Genomic DNA, 18,412 nt, shown 5'->3' on the forward strand with positions numbered 1-18,412 from the left:
CCAAGCCCTAAAAGAGAACATAGAGCGAACAGGTTGAAACTTGCTGACAGCAGCTGGCAGCAGGCGGAAGCCACAGGTTTTCCGGCCCGGACTCCGGCGCGTCTAGGCCCAGGCGCGCCGCCGCGCGGCCAGCAGCTGGTGCACCAGAATGCCCGCCAGGAACAGGGCGCAGACCACCAGCATCATGCCGCCATAACCCGCCACCCCCAGCGACGCCAGCAGCAGCGGCGTGCCGATCACATTGCCGGCATTGCCCGCCTGCGACATGGCGCCGTTCGACTCGGCCTGATCCGCCGCAGAGGTATTCAGCTGCGGAACACAGGCAAAGCTGCCGCTCTGCACCAGGCCAAAGGCCGCGGCCAGCGCAAAGCACGCCAGCCAGTTCCCCGGTATGGCCCACAGCCACAGCCCGCCCGCCGCACAAAGGCCAAAGCCCAGCTGGATCAGCTGCACCGCCGGCATCACCCGCAGCAGCGCCACCCCGATCACCATCGACGAGGCGATGGATATCAGCGGAAACGCCCCCATCACAAAGGCCCGCTGTTCCGTTGGCAGATGCGGCGGCAGCACCGTCAGCAGCGCCACGAAACAGGTGGTGTAAAATAGCCAGCCCGCCGCTGGCGCCAGCTTGAAGGGGGAACGGTAGATCTTCAGATGCAGCGCAGGCAGGTCGGCCAGCTGCGGCATCACCTGGCGCGGCGGCACTGGCAGATCGCGCATTGCCCAATGGAGCAATACCGCCAGCGCCGCCATCAGCACCGCATGGGCCGCAAACAATGCCAGCAGCCCGTAGGAGGCCACCAGCGGCAGCCCCAGCCAGTTCAAGAGCGCAAAGGCAACGCCGAAAAACGTGCTCCACACCGTCAGCGCCGCGCCCCGCTGGCGGTCATCAGCCAGCAGCGCCATCAGAGTCGGCCCGGCAACCACGATGCCCAGGTGAGACAGGCCCTCCACCATCCGGGTGGCCAGGAAAAGCCCATAGGGCAGATGCAGCACCTGCAGCGCCGACATTGCAGCACCGGTCCACAGCGCCCAAACGAGCGTTCGCCGGTAGCCGAAGGCAGAGACAAACAGACCGGCCACCGCCCCCATCAGGATGCCCAGCACGCCCGTCATCGACACGCTCAGGCTCAGGCCCGCGCCAGCCTCCGGATACAGCGCGCCAAGCTGGTCAAAGACAACCGACACCTTGCCGTATTGCGCGGCAGCGCCAAGGCCCGCAGCCCAGACCGCCAGGATCGCGCCCCAGCGGGTTTTCCCGGTTGTGCTCATGTCCGCTGCCCCCTTGTTCTTTTTCCGCCACTGGTTACCCCGTGCCGGCACCAGAGGCCAGAGGGTGGCCAGTATCTGACGCAGCGCACCGCGTGCCCGAGACTCGCGTCGCCACAAAAAAAGGCGGCCCTCAGCAGGCCGCCTTTTCAAATACACACTGCCGTAGGCAGCTTACATATGGATCACCCGGTCGTAGGCATCGAGCACGCTCTCATGCATCATCTCGGACAGCGTCGGGTGCGGGAAGACGGTGTTCATCAGGTCTTCCTCGGTGGTCTCCAGCTGGCGGCCCACAACATAGCCCTGGATCATCTCGGTCACCTCGGCGCCGACCATATGGGCACCCAGCAGTTCGCCGGTCTTGGCGTCAAAGATGGTCTTGACCATGCCTTCGGCCTCTCCCAGGGCAATCGCCTTGCCGTTGCCGATGAAGGGGAAGCGGCCGACCTTGATGTCGTAGCCCAGTTCCTTGGCCTTGGCCTCGGTATAGCCGACGGAGGCGACCTGCGGCTGGCAGTAGGTGCATCCGGCAATGCTTTCAGGCTTTACCGGGTGTGCGTGCTTGCCCGCAATCAGCTCCGCCACCATGACGCCCTCGTGCGACGCCTTATGCGCCAGCCAGGGCGCGCCGGCGATGTCGCCGATGGCATAGAGGCCATCGACGCCAGTGCGGCAGAATTCGTCCGTGATCACATGGGTCCGGTCGACCTTGACGCCCAGCTCTTCCAGGCCCAGGCCCTCGACATTGCCGACGATGCCGACGGCAGAAATTACGGTGTCGAACTCCTGTTTTTCGACCTTGCCGCCCACCTCGATATGGGCCGTCACCTTACCCTTGCCGCGGTCCAGCTGCTTGACCATGGCTTTCTCCATGATCTTCATGCCCTGTTTGACAAAGGCTTTCTTGGCAAAGGCGGAGATTTCCGCGTCCTCGACCGGCAGCACCCGGTCCATGACTTCGACAACAGTCGTGTCAGCGCCCAGCGTGTTGTAGAAGCTGGCAAATTCGATGCCGATGGCGCCGGAGCCGATCACCAGTAGCTTTTTCGGCATGCGGACGGGCTGCAGCGCGTGCTTGTAGGTCCAGACCAGATCGCCGTCCGCTTCCAGCCCCGGCAGTTCACGGGCGCGGGCGCCGGTGGCCAGCACGATGTTCTTCGCGGTCAGATCCTGCGTGCCTTTGTCGGTCTTGACCGAAACCTTGCCTTTGGCCGGAATCGACGCCTCGCCCATCACCACGTCGATCTTATTCTTCTTCATCAGATGGCCGATGCCGGAGGAGAGCTGTTTCGCCACCCCGCGCGAGCGTTTGACCACCGCATCGAGGTCATAGCCGATGTTCTCTGCCTTCAGGCCGAAATCCTTGGCGCGCTCCATCAGGTGGAACACTTCCGACGAGCGCAGCAGCGCCTTGGTCGGGATGCAGCCCCAGTTCAGGCAAATGCCGCCCAGATGCTCGCGTTCGACCACGCAGGTCTTAAGGCCCAGCTGCGCCGCACGGATGGCGGCAACATAGCCCCCCGGCCCGGCGCCGATTACGATCACGTCATAAGATTGTGCAGCCATGTTGCTCCCTCGCCCTCGAACAGGTTCCAAAAACTAGTTTACCGTTAAACTAGTTTTTGCTGCACTGCAATCATCCTCTGCTGCGGCATAGCGGCCATGCATTTTCCGGCAGGTTTCCGCTTGGCAGCAGGGGCAGCTCCGGGTCAGCATAGGCCGGAAGCTTTCGGCAATCCACAACCCTGGACCGCATGCATATGACAAAAACCCTTTTCGACCTCGCCAAGGCGCTTGTGAAAGCCACCCTGATCCTGCTGGCACTTTGCCTGTTCCTGGGTTGGAAACTGATGGCCGCAGCCGAAGGCGTCACCGCCAATGCTGCAGCCATTGCTGATCAGGCAGCACCGCTGCGCACCGCCATAACCGGGCTGCAGTCAGACATTGCGGCTCTCCGCAGTTCTATGCAGGACGGCACCGTGTCCAGCGCCCGGCTCACCCAGCTGGAGGCGCGCGTGGCAAAGGTGCAAGACAGCCTCGCGGACATGCGCACGCTGCCGCAGCAGGCCGCGGCAGAGGCCGCCCGCGAAGGCGCCGCTGAACTGGCCAGCCGTATCATCAGCGCCGCGCCCTTGCTGAAGGACGGCAGCGCCTGCGGTCCCGGCGAAAGCTGACCCCGCCTCACGCCTGCGCGGCGTAGGCTTCCAGCAGCCCGCCGAACTCTTCCATCGTGGGGAAGTGCTCAAAGCTGTGCGCGGCCGCAACCTGCACGAACGGATGTTTCGCCGCTGTCCAGGTCTCAATGTACGGGCTGAACCAGCTGCTGTCCCCGAACATCGTCGGACGCACGTTCACAAACCCCTCCACGCCGGTAATGCGGGTGAACATCCAGGTCTGGCACTCCGGGCAGCAGAAATGGCTCAATTCCTCCCCCTTGGCACCTCCAACCACAGGGGCGCCCTTCGTCACCCGGAACGCCTCAGCCGGGAACATCGCGGTCAGGGAAAAGGCGCTGGAACTCATCTTCTGGCAGCCCCTGCAGTGGCAGGCGGCTGTCAGGGCCGGCGGTGCTAACACTTCAATTCCTGTGGCGCCGCAGCGGCAGCTTCCGGTCATGGGAAAGGAGGATGCAGTCATGCTCTGTCTTTCAAAGATTTTTCTGAAATGCGGGAGCACTTCCCTGCCGCAGTGCCGCACTGCACGCAAGGGAGCGGCAACAGAAAAACGCCGCGCCCTTTCTCAGGACGCGGCGTTGAATTCTTCCAGCAAAACCGGCGTCAGCCAGCCGCTTGCATCTTCCGCACGGTCTCGCCATAGCCGCCGGCCTGAACATAGGCCCGTTCCGGCGTGGTGCTGGCGCGGTGCAGCGCCTCGTTGCGGTAGGGGAAGCGGCCGAACTGCCGGATCACTTCGCGGTGCGCGCGGGCGTGCAGCAGGTTACCGCCGCCGGTCTCCGGCATCCGCTCCATCATCAGCCGGATGCAGCGCTCCTGGTCGCACAGGTTTTCCGAATGCATCAGCGGCAGGTAAAAGAACTGCCGGGCCGGTTCATTGATCTTGAGGTCCCAGTTCTTGTTGATCGCGATCTTCGCCGCAGACAGCGCCGCCCGGTCCGAGGCAAAGGCCCGGGCATCACCGCGGAACATGTTGCGCGGGAACTGGTCCATCAGGATGATGTAGGCCAGCGTGCCGCTCGGGTATGTGAGCCAGAAGGAGAACCGGCCTTCGCAGGCCGCCTCCCAGGTGCTTTGGAACTTTTCGCGGATCTCCTGATCCAGCGCGTCATCCTGCAGATACCATCCCTTCTCCCCGACTTTGTCGAGCCAGAATGAAAGTATCTCTTCGGGACCAGTCATCGGTCGTAACTCCAAGTTTTTCCTGACCCTATCTCAGGCCATTTTACATTACCTTTACAAGTAACCTTGGGTCACAAATTACGTCAGACAAGCCCTCTGTGTGAAATAATCCTCACAATTCCGGCTGGTTAGCGCAATCAGACTGTTTCTTGGGCAGTTTCCTGCTCCTCCAGCTCCGACTCGATGGCGTATTCCTGGGCAAATTCCACAGCCACCGGCGTAGCCGTCGGCGACATCGCGGCAAAGCTGCCGGTTTCATCGACAGGCACCGCCGCACGCTGCGTCGCGCGGTAGGCGGCATAGGCGGCCATCGCAAACATCAGCGCACCGATGAAGGTAAAGAAGCCCGCCGGACCAAACACCGCATCCTCCATCAGCCAGCCGGTGATCAGCGGCCCGGCAATGGCGCCCAGCCCGTTGATGAAAATCAGCCCGCCGGAAGCCGCCGCCATGTCGTCATGCTCCAGGTAGTCGTTGGTATAGGCGATCAGCAGCGAATAAAGCGGGTTGGAAAGGCCGCCGATGAAGAAGGCCGCGACCAAGAGCATCTTGAACTCCATCCCGAACAGGAATCCCAGGACAGCACCGACGCCGCCCGCGAGGGCCGCACCCAGGATCAGGAAACGGCGGTCCATGCGGTCCGACAGCCAGCCCAGCGGGTACTGCAGCAGCATCGCCCCTACATAGAAGGTGGAGACAAAGACCGACAGCTGCCACAGCGTCAGCCCGGCGGCTGAGCCGTAAACCGCGCTCATGCCGAACTGGGCCGAGAACACGCCGCCCAAAAGGAACATGCCGACACAGCCCAAGGGCGAGGTTTCAAACAGCTTGCGCAGGGTCATCGGCTTGGTGGTGTCAAAGGCCGGCGTCGGCGAGATCGACAAGAGGATCGGCCCAAAGGAGACCGAAACAAGGATCGACGCGATGATGAACGCCTCATAGCCGGCCGGGTCGCCGATCTGGATCATCATCTGGGCGGCGATAATGCCGATGGTCTGCACGATCATATAGAGCGACAGCGCCTTGCCGCGGTTGGTGTTGTCGGCAGCATTGTTCAGCCAGCTTTCCGCGGTCACATACACGCCCGAGAAGCAGAAGCCGATGATCATCCGCCCCAGCGCCCAGGCAACTGTGTTGGGCAGCAGCGGATAGAGGATCATCACCGCAGAGATAAACGAGGCCAGCGCCGCAAACACCCGCACATGGCCGACGCGGCGGATCATCTCCGGCGCCAGCCGCGAGCCGCCCAGGAAGCCCACGAAATAGGCCGCCATCACGATCGACATCTGGAAGGTCGAAAAACCCTCAAGCTCGCCGCGCACACCCAGCATGGTGCCCTGCAGGCCGTTGCCCACCATCAGCAAGCAAACCCCCAAAAGCAGCGCCCATGCGCTCGACAGCACCTGCAGCATTTTAATGCCTCCTTCGAAAGCAAAGCAGCCCTCCACAACGGGACGGGCTGCCAACACCTTTGTTTGTTATGTCCGGGCGATCAAGCCCGCCGGGCCGGTATCGCCGATTCCGATTTCAGTTTGATGAACCCTATGCGCGCGTGCGGGGTTCCACAGTTGCGGCGCTTATCTAGGATTTCCTGCCGCTTTTCTGAGATGTATTCGCCTAAGCCGGGATCAAAAGCGACGCGTCGCCGTAGGAGAAGAACCGGTAGCGGTTCTCAACGGCGTGGGCATAGATCTTGCGGATTTCCTCCTGCCCCATCAGCGCCGAAACCAGCATCAGGAGCGTCGATTTCGGCAGGTGGAAGTTGGTCATCAGCGCATCCGCCACCTGGAATTCAAACCCGGGGTAGATGAAGATGTCAGTGTCACCTTCCCAGGCATGGATCCGGCCGTCCTTGGCAGCACTCTCGATCAGCCGCAGCGCCGTGGTGCCGACCGGGATCACCCGTCCGCCCGCGGCCTTGGTAGCCGCGATTTCCGTTGCCGCTTGCTCGCTGACCTTGCCCCATTCCGCGTGCATCCGGTGGGTGGTCACGTCTTCCACCTTCACCGGCAGAAAGGTGCCCGCCCCCACATGCAGGGTGACATAGGAAATCTCCACGCCCTGCTCCTTCAGCGCCGCCAGCAGCGGCGCGTCGAAATGCAAAGAGGCCGTCGGCGCCGCCACCGCGCCTGAATTCCTGGCCCAGACGGTCTGGTAATCCGTCTTGTCCTGCTCATCCGCAGCACGTTTGGCGGCGATATAGGGCGGCAGCGGCATCGCGCCGGCCTCGGCCAGGGCGGCGTCGAAATCGGTGCCGCTCAGGTTAAAGCGCAGATGCCCCTGACCATCCTCGACGGTGTCCAGCGTCGCACTCAGCGCATCGGAGAAGATGATCTTCTCGCCTGCCTTGATCTTCTTCAGCGGTTTCAGCAGCGCTGCCCAGCTTCCATCGGCGCGCGGCTCCAGCAGGGTCGCCTCGATCTTCGCCGCCACCGGCCCTTGCGCACTGTCGCGGTGGCGCAGCCCGCTCAAGCGCGCAGGGATCACCTTGGTGTCGTTCAGCACCAGCCGGTCACCGGGCTGCAGCCAGCCGACCAGATCGGTCACCTTCCCGTCGTGCAGGGCACCGCCCTCGGCCACCAGCAAGCGGGCCGAGCTGCGCGGATTGGCAGGCCGGGTTGCAATCAGATCGTCGGGCAGGTCAAAGTCGAAATCGCTGAGTTTCATGGCGCGCGCTATATGATGTGCAGCGGGGAAGTTCCATGGCGATTTTCGCCCCGCGCAGGGTTTCCTTCAAGGACTACTTGTCACTGCCCCGCGGTTCGCGAACGAGTTCCTCGCCGTCTTTCAGCACCTCGCCGTCGGCACTGAACGCCCGGTTGTCGCCTGGAACCTTGGGGGCCGGCCCGCGGAAAATCTCCCGCAGGAACCCCGGCGCCAGTCCGGCCAGCGGGTTGACAGCAACCGACGGATCATCAGCGGTGCCGCGCAGGGTAAAGGTAAAGCCGAACAGACCCTCACCGTCGCGCGGCGACAATACTCGCCCGATCGCGTTCAGCAGGTAAACCGGAGAAATCACCCCCCGCATGTTCAACCGGCTGCTGTTCAGGTTGTAGTTTCCGTCCAGCGACAGCCCCATCGACGGGCCCACCGCGCTGCTCTGGTGCAGGATCAGATGCGAATCCCCCAGCCGGAACCGCCCGTCCATGCTGGTGAACAGGATGCCCTGCCCCGTCATCTCATCCAGCAGCCCGACCAGGCTGATCGCGTTCAGGATCGCCGCCATCGACGGCGCGTTCCGCACCCGGATGTTGCGGACGTTGACCTTGCCGTCATATTCACCCGGCGCGCCGGCGGCGGGCACCAGCGTCATGTCGAAACTGCCGCCGCGGCCATGTTCGAACACGCCGGCGGAGCGGAACACCCCGCCCGCATCATTTGAGCGGATGCGCGAGGCGGTTCCCCCGTTCTGCGGCACCACGGTGCCCGCCACCGGCGTCTGCCCGTTCAGCCGTGCGGTGAACTCCCCGTTCATGCCGCCGCGGGTGGAAAACCGCCCCTGGAAATTCTGCAGCCCGATGCTGTCAGTCACCTGCAGGTTCTGCAGCCGCAGGGTGATCGGCACATCGCCGCCGCTGCTGCCGCTGCTGCCGCTTGCGCTGTCGGAGAACGGCGACCGGTTCAGGTCCAGCCGCCCGCCGGTCACCTGGATCGCGGGCGCCGCCGCGCCACGGCCGGTGAAGGTCACGGCGCCGCGGAACCAATTGCCGGCCTGCGCGGAGGAGAACACCGCCTGATCCAGCCCGCCGCTCTTGCGCGTCGTGACCCGGCCCGTGGCAGATAGTCCGGGCGCTTGCAGCTCCAGACGGTCCACCGTGGCTGGCTCGGCCAGCGTTGCAGTGAGCGACAGCTTGCCTTTTGCTGCCGCGCCCTTGCGCCAGCTGATTTCCGGTATGCGCAGCCCCACTCCGCTAAGGTCCGAGTCCAGCTGCAGCCGCGGTGGCGTCCCCGGCTTCAATTCCACCGAGTACCGCCCCTGCGCCTTGCCGGATACCGCACCGCGCGGCAGGCCGATATTGAAAGCCTCAACCGCTGCCGGGGACAGTTCGATCACCCCGGCGACCCGGCTGTCCGGCGGTGCATCCTTGCCGATCTTCTGCTGCCAGCTGGCACTCAGCGGCACGCCGGACAGGCTGCCATTACCGCTGATCCGAACCTGCCCCTGATCGCCCTCAACCTGCAGCAGCGGTGCCGCCGCCACATGGCCCGGCACCAGCTTTGCGCTTTCCACCGCCCGCACCGTGCCGCGGTAGTGATAGAGGATCTGTTCCACCGGCACCTCTTTCTGCAAGGGCAGCGACAGGGTGCCTTCGGTCTCCACCAGCCCTTCCGCCAGGTCCACCGGCAGGCTGGCCTTATCCATCACCCGCAAGGGTTCCCGGTTCAGCAGCGACAGCGCCGCGGTGGCAGAGCCCTTCGCCTTGATCCGGGCAATCCCCGGCGTTCCATCCTTGGCCGAGACATCCGGGATGATGAAGGACGTGCCCGCCACCTCCACTTCGCCGCCCTGATCCGCCGTGACGGTCCCGCCAGAGGAAGTGACCACAAACCGGTTGCCGTAAAGGCTCAGCTGGCCAGAGCCGCCAACCACCGGCGGCATGAATTTCTGAAACAGCACTTCGGCGCCCTCAAACGCCAGGTCCAGGCTGACAAACGGCTTGCCGCTGCCGCGCCCGCGCATGTGGAAGCCGACATCGCGCACCAGACCGGCCCGCAGGTTTTCGTGCACCCACTCCCGCGGCTTCGGGGCCAGCACCGAGGGCCACAATTCCTTGACCCGCGCGGCGCGCACCTGATCGACGCTGCCGTTCAGATCGTAGTCCCAGCCGTCGCTGCCTGCCCCGACAGTGCCGTCGAAATGGATGCGGCTGTCGCCGTCCCGCACCAGCATCTCGCCCAGCCGCAGCCGGAACGGTTTCAGCCGCAGATCGAAATCCGCGTCCACCGCCGGGAATTTCACCGGTGTCTCGAACAGCCGGCGCGGGTTCAGCTCCAGGTCGGAGAACCGCAGCTGGCCCACCAGCCCGGCCAGCTGGCCGTTCTGCACTCCGGCCAGACTCGCCTGCCCCTGCATCACGCCTGAACCCCAGCCGCTTTCCACGCTCAACTCCGAGAACGCCAGCCGCTGGCGCGCGGGATCATAGGTGAAGTAACTGCGCGCGCCGGTGATCGGCACCGGGCGGGTCTGCGCGGCCGGCTGGATCACACCCTCGCCGATGCGCAGGCTGGCCTGCACCGGCTGCACCACTCCATCCGCCGCCACACCACCGCGCAGCGATCCGGAAATCGGTGCCCGCAGCACCCCCAGCCAGCCTAAGGCCGGGCTTTGCAAGGCGATATCCTCACTGGCGATCTCCGACACAAGCACCCCGAATTCCGCTTCGGGGCTGCCAATCTCGGACGCATAGCTGGCCTCTACCGTGCCCACCTCGCCGCGGCCGCTGAGGACAGAGAACGCCGCCGACAGCGACACCGAACTGCCCTGCCGCTGCAGCCCGATCCGGCCGCCGTCCAGCGTCCAGCCGCGGCCCAGCCGGTCGTCGGTGTAGGAAAGGGTCAGCTCGCTGGTTTCCACTTCGGTCAGCGCCGCCAGCACCGGCTTCTGCAGCTGACTGTCCCATTGCTCGATCAGCTCCACCAGGGTTGCAGCCCGCCGCGATGGTGCCGCGCCGCTGGCAAAACTCAGCGCCAGGCTGCCATCCTCATTACGCCTGAGCGCCGCAAACAGCCCGCTCAGGGCGATCCGCTTGGGCTGGATCCTCCCCCGCAGAAGGGGCCGCATCGCCAGGCTCGCCTGAGCATCCGCCAGCTGGGCAAAAACACTGCCGTCCGGGTGCCGCAGCACCACGTCCTGCAGGCTCACCCGCGGCCGCCAGCCCTTGTTCACCACCACATGGATGGCGCCGAATTCGACTTGCAGCCCGTTCAGATGCTGCTCGATTCTCGCCTCCACCCGGCCGCGCACCCAGTCCGGCGCATCGAGCCGGGTGCCGATCCCGAAATAGACCGCGCCTGCGCCCAGAAACGAAAGCAGCGCCAGCACCCAGACCAGCCCGCGCAGCAACCGCCAGCGGCGGCGCCGCCGCGGCGCCGCTGCGGCGGCCGCATCCGCTTCCGGCTCGGGGCCGGGCACGGGCACCGCCTCTGCGGCGGCGCGGATATTCTCGCCGTCGGGTTTGATCTCAGCTTTCCCTTCGCTGTTCATCGGTTATGGTCGCCGCGCAGTGAGTTGCGCAAATGACAGGAGACAGGCCAATGCTCGACGTTTCAGATCCCGCCCCTTCCTTTACCCTGCCCCGCGGCGGCGGCGGAGAGGTCACTTTGTCCAGCCTTCAGGGCGCGCCCGTGGTGCTGTTCTTCTACCCCCGCGATAATACCCCCGGCTGCACCAAAGAATCCATCGCCTTTTCAGAGGCTTTGCAGGCATTCGCCGATGCCGGCGCTCACGTTTTCGGGATTTCCAAGGACAGCCTCAAGAAGCATGAGAATTTCACCGCAAAACACGGGCTGACCACGCCGCTTCTGTCGGATGCCGAGGGCACCGTGTGCGAGGATTACGGCGTCTGGAAAGAGAAAAGCATGTACGGCAAGAAACACTGGGGCATCGAGCGCTCCACCTTCCTGATCGGTGCGGACGGCAAGATCGCCCGTGTCTGGCGCAAGGTAAAAGTCGATGGCCATGCCGAGGAAGTGCTGGAAGCCGTCCGCGCCCTTTAGGCGAAGTGCTCCCGCCAGCCCTGCCCGCGCCCTGAGGGGCACGAGCCGCGGCTGTTGGGCCCGGCGCCGCCCCATGGGGCGGCGCGCGGCACGCGCGCTGCCATGCCCAAACCGGCCAGGATGATCAGCCTGCTGATCACTCGCAGGCGCGGGAGTGCGCCGGTTTCCGCACTGGACTCTGCCGCCCAAATCAGGTGAACCGGCCCCCGCAATGGCCCAGCCGCCCCGCCGCAACAGGAGACCCGCATGACCGATCAGCCCCTTTCGCTTGCCGAACGTGCCGCCGAGGTGCTGACCACCGCCGACGGGCGTGCCAAGACCGCCCTGTCGCGCCGCCATGCCGCCGCGTGGTTTGCCAGCCGCAAGGGCGAGGCGCCGCAGATCCCCACCGGCACCGCCAGCCCGCCGATGCACCCGGCACGGCCTGATCAGCCCGCACTCCTGAACCCGCGCGACGTGCCCAAGCGCAAGCCCGGCTCCGAGGCCGGGCGCATCGCGCTGTTGCACGCGGTTGCCCATATCGAGCTGAACGCCGTTGATCTGCACTGGGACATCATCGCCCGCTTCTCCCATGTGCCGATGCCACTGGGGTTCTTCGACGACTGGGTGCAGGCCGCGGATGAAGAAAGCAAGCATTTCAACCTGATGTGCGACTGCCTTGAAGCTTTGGGCAGCCACTACGGCGCCCTGCCCGCGCACGCCGGCATGTGGCGCGCTGCAGAGGACACGGCAGACGATCTGATGGGCCGCCTCGCCGTGGTGCCGATGGTGCTGGAGGCCCGCGGCCTCGATGTAACCCCCGGCATGATCGAGGTGTTCCGCAAGGCAAACCTCCCCCAGGCGGTAGAGGCGCTGGAACTGATCTACGCCGAGGAAGTCAGCCACGTCGCCTATGGTTCCAAATGGTTCAACTTCCTGTGCGGGCGGGACAATCTGGACCCCAAGGAGGAATTCCACGCCCTGGTGCGCAAGTATTTCCGCGGCGCGCTGAAGCCGCCCTTCAACGAGGAAAAACGCGCCGATGCCGGCCTGCCGCCGGATTTCTACTGGCCGCTGGCCGACCAGGTGAAACCGCTGCCGGGCTGGTAAACCGGGCCGGTGAGCCAGCCGCCTGAGCACCCCGGTCCGGCCTTTACCCGGAGGCCGCACAGGCGTAGACTGCAAAGGCCCGGAACCGCGGCTGCAGCCATGTTCGAAAACGACTTTCCACTGCTGAGCACAGCCAGCCTTGTTGCCCTGATCCTGCACAAGGCCGGGACCGGTCCCGTGACGCTCGAGAGCTGCGAAACCGCCCTTGCCGCCCTGTTCCGCCAGGCCAATGAGACCCCCGGCCTGCCGCCGGAGGAGCTTCGGGAACGGCTGGCGGGCCATCTGGCGGACCTTCAAACAGCCCGTATTCTGGAACAGGAAGCGGACGGCAGCTGGCAGCTGACCCGCCGCGGCCGCCGGGCGCTGGAACAGCACCCGGAAGGCCTCGACCAGACCGACCTGGCCCGCTACCCGGAATTTGCCGCCCATCTGCGCGACACCGCCCATCAGCCTTGCGGAATGGACCCGAGGGGCGCGCATTTTGACGAAGGCTTCCGCGCCGGCCTGAACGGCCAGCCCCTGACCGCCAACCCCTATGCCTTTGACAACGCCGACCATCAGGCTTGGGAAAGCGGCTGGAGCGAAGCGAGAGACGAACGCCAGGGCTGACGGGGCGTTCACCGGCAAACCGCACCTGCGGCCTAGCCTTGCAAGGCCCTTTCCGCGCTTCTTAGCCCTCTTTTCAAGGCTTTCCATGACACTCTTCCCCTGAAACGGTGGTTTACCAGTCGTGCCGGATACCGGGTAAACACACCTGGGATGCGTACCCTCCACCGCTGCAAGGGTATCCTGCTTGCGCTGCCGCGCCAGCCTGCGCGCTGACAAAGCCAAGGGGGAACCGGCATGAACCCCACGGACATGGAATTCATTCCCAACGACATGCTCGAGACCGAAGACCGCACGGTCATGCCCTCGGGCCTCACCAACTTGTTCCACCTGGACGGCGGTGCCGGCGGCAGCGCCGGCGGCAACAACGGCACCGTCTATGGCGCCAGCACCGTGGCCGGCAAGGATGGCGACGCGCTCAGCTTTGACGAGACGGACGATTACGTCGCCATCCCTGATGTCGAGATGAACGACACCTTCACCATCACCTTCCAGTTCAAGGCCGATGATAACGACGGCTCGCTGTTCCAGTACCTCTACAGCCACGGTGACATCAACGGAACCAACAGCATCAACGTTTTCATGACGGAAAACGGCCACGGCACCGACCCGAATATGATGCGCACGGTGATCCAGGACGAGATCGATACCCTCAGCAACACCGATTTGGAATTCGACATCAGCGGCATCATCGGCGACGGCCAGTGTCATACCTATACGCTGACGGTGGATTTCTCCGGCTCCAAGGTCTACCTCGACGGGGTCGAACAAAACAGCAGCACCGCCGGCGGCGATCCGATCGCCCCCACCGGCGACGTGATCCTCGGCAGCCGCAGCGGCTTCAACGCCGACCGATATTACGGCGGCGAGATGGATACCCTGCAGATCTACGACCGCGCCCTCACCCAATCGGAGGTGACGGAAACCCACACCACGACCGCCCCGACAATTGCCGCAGGCACCGTGATTGCCTCGGTCGACGATGTGACCGACACGGACAACCCAACGGGCCATACCTTTTCGCTGACCGACGATGCCGGCCGCATATTCGTGATTGACCCGAACACGGGCGATATTTCCCTGGCCGCCGACCACGCTGCAGACACCCTGTTCAGCGACACCGTCACGGTCAAGGTCACCGACCCGGACACCAACACCTATACCGAGACCCTGGGCGTCGCCATCGGCACCGAGGACGGCGATGACACCATGACCGTCCCGCACGACCAGAACGTGATGTACGGGCTGGGCGGCGACGATGACCTCACGCGCGGCAGCGGCGATGACACGCTTGATGGCGGCGCAGGCAACGACTCCCTGACCGGCGGCGCCGGCGATGACGTCTTTGCCGTCTCCACCGGCCATGACACCATCAGCGATTTCAACACTGGCAATACCGGCGCGCTGGATGATGGCGACAGCAGCAACAATGACTTCGTCGACCTCTCGGGCCATTACGACCACCTGTCAGAGCTCTACGCCGACCAGGCCGATGACGGCATTCTGAACCAGTCGAACACAACCGGCACCTTCGGCAACACCGTTGACTACAGCGACAACACACAATTCGGCGCCGGCGACAGCCTCACCTTCTCCGGCGCCTCCGCCGACAGGTCCTCCTTCACCACGGAAAATACCGGCGTTGTCTGTTTCACCGCGGGCACCGCCATCCGCACGCCCCAAGGCGATCAGCTCATTGAGACGCTGCGCCCCGGCGATCTGGTCTGCACCCTCGACAACGGTCCCCAGCCCATTTGCTGGATCGGCACACGGCGCCTGACCCGGGCGGAGCTTGCGGCGCTGTTTCCGCAGCTGTTCCGGCCCGGCGCTGCGGCACCGCAGGCCTATGGGGGACTTGCCCGGCCCGTAGCTGCAAAACCTGAGCAAACCGGACAGCCAGCTCCGCACATGCTGCCCACCGCCTTCCTCGCGCAGCACCTGCCATTCTGACCGCCGCCGCTGCGCTGACCCAGCGTCACCCCGGGATCAGCCAGGTGCAGTCTCGGCAAATTTCCGCCGACTTCCCCGTCTGACCAGCACCTTGCCCCCCCAATGGGTCAACAGGCTTGCCCAAATGCGCAGCCCTGTCTATTGACTTCGGCCAAGGTCCCGGGCCTGCCCCTAGGCAGCACAAGGGCACCGGACGACGAGACAGACAGGGAAGACACATTGCGCACACGGCTCGCGATCAGAATTCACAGTTTTCTCGAACGCCGCTTCCCGGAGCGGCGGGTGTTCCTGAAGTCCGACACCGACACACGGTTCATCCGGCTGCGCTCTGAAACCCAGCTGATCGCCATGGCCGGCGTCACCCTGTTTGTGGCCTGGTCGATTGTCGCCACCGCCATCGTGCTGATGGACAGTATCGGCTCCGGCAACTTCCGCGAGCTGGCCAAGCGCGACCAGCAGACCTACCGCGCCCGCCTGAATGCGATTTCCGATGAACGCGACGCCCGCGCCGAAGAAGCACTGGCCGCGCAGGAGCGGTTCAACGCCGCACTGGCGCAGATCTCTGTCATGCAGTCGGAACTGCTGGCGTCCGAGACCCGCCGCCGCGAGCTGGAAACCGGCATTGAGGTGATCCAGTCCACCCTGCGCGACACCATGACCCAGCGCGACGGCGCCCGCAAAGCCCTGGCGCAGCTGAAAGAGGATACCGAGGGCGGTGCCAGCCCCCACGCGGTGATGGCCAGCGCCGAGGCGCAGATGGGCCTGCTGGCAAGTGTTCTGTACGACACCGCAAGTGAACGCGACCAGATTCAGGCCGACGCCCAGGGCGCGCTGGAGCAGCGCGACGAGCTGGAGCTGGAACTGCAGCTGATGAATGAGCGCAACAGCCAGATCTTCCGCCAGCTGGAAGAGGCGGTTGCGGTCTCCGTCACCCCGCTCGACAAGATGTTCCGCAACGCCGGCATGCCGCCCGACCGCATTCTCGAACAGGTGCGCCGCGGCTACAGCGGCCAGGGCGGCCCGCTTGAGCCGCTGGCAATGTCCACCCGCGGCGAGGAACCCAGCCCCGAAGCGCTGCGCGCCAATGCAATCCTGGCTAAGCTGGACCAGCTGAACCTCTACCGGCTGGCTGCCCAGCAGGCGCCCTTTGCCACCCCGGTGAACCTTGGCCATGTGCGCCAGACCTCCGGCTACGGCTACCGCCGCGACCCCAAAACCGGCGGCCGACGCCTGCACAAAGGGTCCGATTTCGCCGGCAGCACCGGCACCGATATCTTTGCCACCGCCGACGGCGTGGTCACCCATGCCGGCTGGCAATCCGGCTACGGCAAGATGGTCACCATCCGCCACGCCTTCGGCATCGAAACCAGATATGCCCATAACTCCAGGATCCGCGTGACAAAGGGCCAAAGGGTCTCGCGCGGGGATCACATTGCTGATATGGGTAACACCGGACGGTCCACCGGGACCCACCTCCACTACGAGGTCAGGGTCAACGGGCAAGCTGTTAACCCCATGATCTATATCAAGGCTGCGAGAAATGTTTTCTAAGAGCAAAATCAACGAGCCCGGGCCGAAGCAGGCCGAAGCAACCCCGGCACCCGCGGCAGCACCGGCAGCTGCGCCTGCGGCCAGCGACTACTCCTCCAGCATGCCCAAGGCCAAGCCCGCCGCATCGCTGCTGAGCTCGGACCTGCACATCACCGGCAACGTCAAGACCACCGGCGACATCCAGGTCGAAGGCACAGTTGAGGGCGACATCCGCGCGCATCTGCTGACCGTCGGCGAAACCGCCACCATCAAGGGCGAAATCACCGCTGATGACGTGGTGATCAACGGCCGCATCGTCGGCCGTGTGCGCGGCCTCAAGGTGCGCCTGACCTCCACCGCGCGGGTCGAGGGCGACATCATCCACAAGACCATCGCGATTGAGTCCGGCGCCCACTTCGAAGGCTCCGTGCAGCGCCAGGACGACCCGCTGAACCCGGGCGGCCGCAAGTCCGCTCCGGCGGCAGCCGCAGCTCCGGCCGCAGCCCCGGCTCCGGCACCGTCGGCCGCGGTTCAGGCCGCAACCAAGGCACATAAAGCAGAAAGCTGAGCCGCCATCCGGCAAGCCTTCTGCACGGCCGGGTCTGACAGGGACCACCAGAACGCCGCGGGGCCACCCGCGGCGTTTTCTGTTGCATCACCCTGGCTTTACGCAACGTACAGCAGTCCGGCCTTTACCATTTTCGCTTAAAGATTTAACAACCGCCAAAACAACCCCGGCCTGCAAAGCCCCACATTTCAGGACACATAATGGCGAATATTGTTGTTACGGACGCATCCAATACCGTCCCGGAATATGATCTTTCCAATTTTGACATCAGCAACGTCACCGTCGTTTCCGCCACTGGCTCAACTTTCACGGTGCGCTACGAAGGTATCACTGCCGTCTTCAAAGGCACCTTTGCCTACAACGGGGCAGGCGTGCCTGCGGACGGCAGCACCATCCAGTCCATTTCCCTGCGCTATGACGGAACCGAGTTCACCTCCATAACCGGTCTCAGCCTGACCTATCAGGACCTGGCACAGGGCGATCTCGAGAGCGTGCTGGAGACCGCACTGGGCGGCAATGACAGCTACACCTCTGCTTACAATGGCGGCGAGTACATCCGAACCTACGGCGGTAATGACACAATCAAGGCCGGCAGCGGACAGGACACCATCAATGGCGGCAGCGGACACGACACCTATGTCATCAGCAACCCGGCTGATGGCCTCGGTTACGGCTTTGACTCGACCTTCGGCTTTAGAATCTACGACGCCCAGGGCCAGGTTCTGGACTATTTATACAACGTTGAAACGGTCAAGGTCGGCAGCAAAACCCTCCGGGTCCAGGAGGGCGGCGACGGCGCCGATCTGCTGACTGCCAAAAACCCCAGCGGAACTACCAGCCGGGATATCATCAATGGCCGCGAAGGCAATGACACTATCCGCGGCGGGCATAAGTCCGACGTGCTTCTGGGCTGGACCGGCGAGGACAACATCCACGGCGGCGCCCAATATGACTTCATTGCAGGCGGTTTTGACAACGACCACCTGTCCGGCGGCAGCGGCAGTGACAAGGTTTGGGGCGAATACGGCAGCGACAAGGTGTACGGCGGTACCGGCAACGACACCCTGGTCGGCGGACAAGGCAGCGACTCCCTGTATGGCGGATTGGACAACGACACACTCAAAGGCGATGATACCTATTCCTCACACGGCCATGACCAGCTTTACGGCGGCCGCGGCAATGACCGGCTGGAGGGCCATGGCGGCAACGACAGCCTGTATGGCGGCAAGAACCACGATACCATTTACGGCGGTTCCGGCGATGATGTGCTCTATGGCGAAACCGGCCATGACACCCTGCAGGGCGGCACCGGCAACGACACCCT

At 64.4% G+C, this 18,412-nt stretch carries 15 protein-coding genes; 8 read left to right on the forward strand and 7 right to left on the reverse strand.

Features of this window, described 5'->3' with window-relative positions:
- Positions 1-102: 102 nt before the first annotated feature.
- The gene (locus GC1_RS02645; protein WP_019296902.1) at positions 103-1,272 is read right to left on the reverse strand and encodes an MFS transporter; all 1,170 of its coding nucleotides are present in this window, start codon (positions 1,270-1,272) and stop codon (positions 103-105) included.
- A 171-nt stretch (positions 1,273-1,443) separates the two neighbouring features.
- The gene (gene lpdA, locus GC1_RS02650; RefSeq protein ID WP_019296901.1) at positions 1,444-2,838 is read right to left on the reverse strand and encodes a dihydrolipoyl dehydrogenase; all 1,395 of its coding nucleotides are present in this window, start codon (positions 2,836-2,838) and stop codon (positions 1,444-1,446) included.
- A gap of 194 nt (positions 2,839-3,032) precedes the next feature.
- Between lpdA and GC1_RS02655 the strand changes: the two genes are divergently transcribed.
- Positions 3,033-3,446, forward strand: a complete 414-nt coding sequence (locus GC1_RS02655) for a hypothetical protein (RefSeq protein ID WP_036762261.1) — start codon at positions 3,033-3,035, stop codon at positions 3,444-3,446.
- A gap of 7 nt (positions 3,447-3,453) precedes the next feature.
- On the opposite strand, the gene GC1_RS02660 is transcribed toward GC1_RS02655, so the two are convergent.
- The 5 genes from GC1_RS02660 to GC1_RS02680 form a co-directional block, all read right to left on the reverse strand.
- The gene (locus tag GC1_RS02660) at positions 3,454-3,909 is read right to left on the reverse strand and encodes a GFA family protein (RefSeq protein ID WP_019296899.1); all 456 of its coding nucleotides are present in this window, start codon (positions 3,907-3,909) and stop codon (positions 3,454-3,456) included.
- A gap of 140 nt (positions 3,910-4,049) precedes the next feature.
- Complete coding sequence (locus tag GC1_RS02665) at positions 4,050-4,628, reverse strand: DUF924 family protein (protein WP_019296898.1); 579 nt, start codon at positions 4,626-4,628, stop codon at positions 4,050-4,052.
- 137 nt (positions 4,629-4,765) lie between these two features.
- The gene (locus GC1_RS02670; protein ID WP_019296897.1) at positions 4,766-6,040 is read right to left on the reverse strand and encodes an MFS transporter; all 1,275 of its coding nucleotides are present in this window, start codon (positions 6,038-6,040) and stop codon (positions 4,766-4,768) included.
- A 205-nt stretch (positions 6,041-6,245) separates the two neighbouring features.
- Entirely contained in the window at positions 6,246-7,295 is a 1,050-nt protein-coding gene (queA, locus tag GC1_RS02675; RefSeq protein ID WP_019296896.1) for a tRNA preQ1(34) S-adenosylmethionine ribosyltransferase-isomerase QueA, read from the reverse strand.
- 73 nt (positions 7,296-7,368) lie between these two features.
- The gene (locus GC1_RS02680; RefSeq protein WP_019296895.1) at positions 7,369-10,833 is read right to left on the reverse strand and encodes a YhdP family protein; all 3,465 of its coding nucleotides are present in this window, start codon (positions 10,831-10,833) and stop codon (positions 7,369-7,371) included.
- 50 nt (positions 10,834-10,883) lie between these two features.
- On the opposite strand from GC1_RS02680, the gene GC1_RS02685 reads away from it, so the two are divergent.
- The 7 genes from GC1_RS02685 to GC1_RS02720 all read left to right on the forward strand — a co-directional run.
- Positions 10,884-11,345, forward strand: coding sequence for a peroxiredoxin (locus GC1_RS02685; protein ID WP_019296894.1), 462 nt, complete (start codon positions 10,884-10,886; stop codon positions 11,343-11,345).
- A gap of 246 nt (positions 11,346-11,591) precedes the next feature.
- Complete coding sequence (locus GC1_RS02695; protein WP_019296892.1) at positions 11,592-12,434, forward strand: ferritin-like domain-containing protein; 843 nt, start codon at positions 11,592-11,594, stop codon at positions 12,432-12,434.
- A 99-nt stretch (positions 12,435-12,533) separates the two neighbouring features.
- Positions 12,534-13,043, forward strand: a complete 510-nt coding sequence (locus GC1_RS02700; RefSeq protein ID WP_019296891.1) for a ribosome modulation factor — start codon at positions 12,534-12,536, stop codon at positions 13,041-13,043.
- A gap of 234 nt (positions 13,044-13,277) precedes the next feature.
- The gene (locus GC1_RS22770) at positions 13,278-14,990 is read left to right on the forward strand and encodes a LamG-like jellyroll fold domain-containing protein (protein WP_019296890.1); all 1,713 of its coding nucleotides are present in this window, start codon (positions 13,278-13,280) and stop codon (positions 14,988-14,990) included.
- A gap of 219 nt (positions 14,991-15,209) precedes the next feature.
- Entirely contained in the window at positions 15,210-16,541 is a 1,332-nt protein-coding gene (locus GC1_RS02710; RefSeq protein ID WP_019296889.1) for a M23 family metallopeptidase, read from the forward strand.
- Positions 16,531-17,088 carry a bactofilin family protein gene (locus tag GC1_RS02715; RefSeq protein ID WP_019296888.1) on the forward strand — a complete coding sequence of 186 codons (558 nt, stop codon included), beginning with the start codon at positions 16,531-16,533 and terminating at the stop codon, positions 17,086-17,088. The genes GC1_RS02710 and GC1_RS02715 overlap by 11 nt, the downstream gene beginning before the upstream one ends.
- A 200-nt stretch (positions 17,089-17,288) precedes the next feature.
- Positions 17,289-18,412 (forward strand): calcium-binding protein (locus GC1_RS02720; protein ID WP_039498411.1); only part of this gene is annotated, 1,124 nt, incomplete at its 3' end.

It is taken from the genome of Leisingera sp. ANG1 (genome assembly GCF_000203975.2).
GTDB lineage: Bacteria > Pseudomonadota > Alphaproteobacteria > Rhodobacterales > Rhodobacteraceae > Leisingera.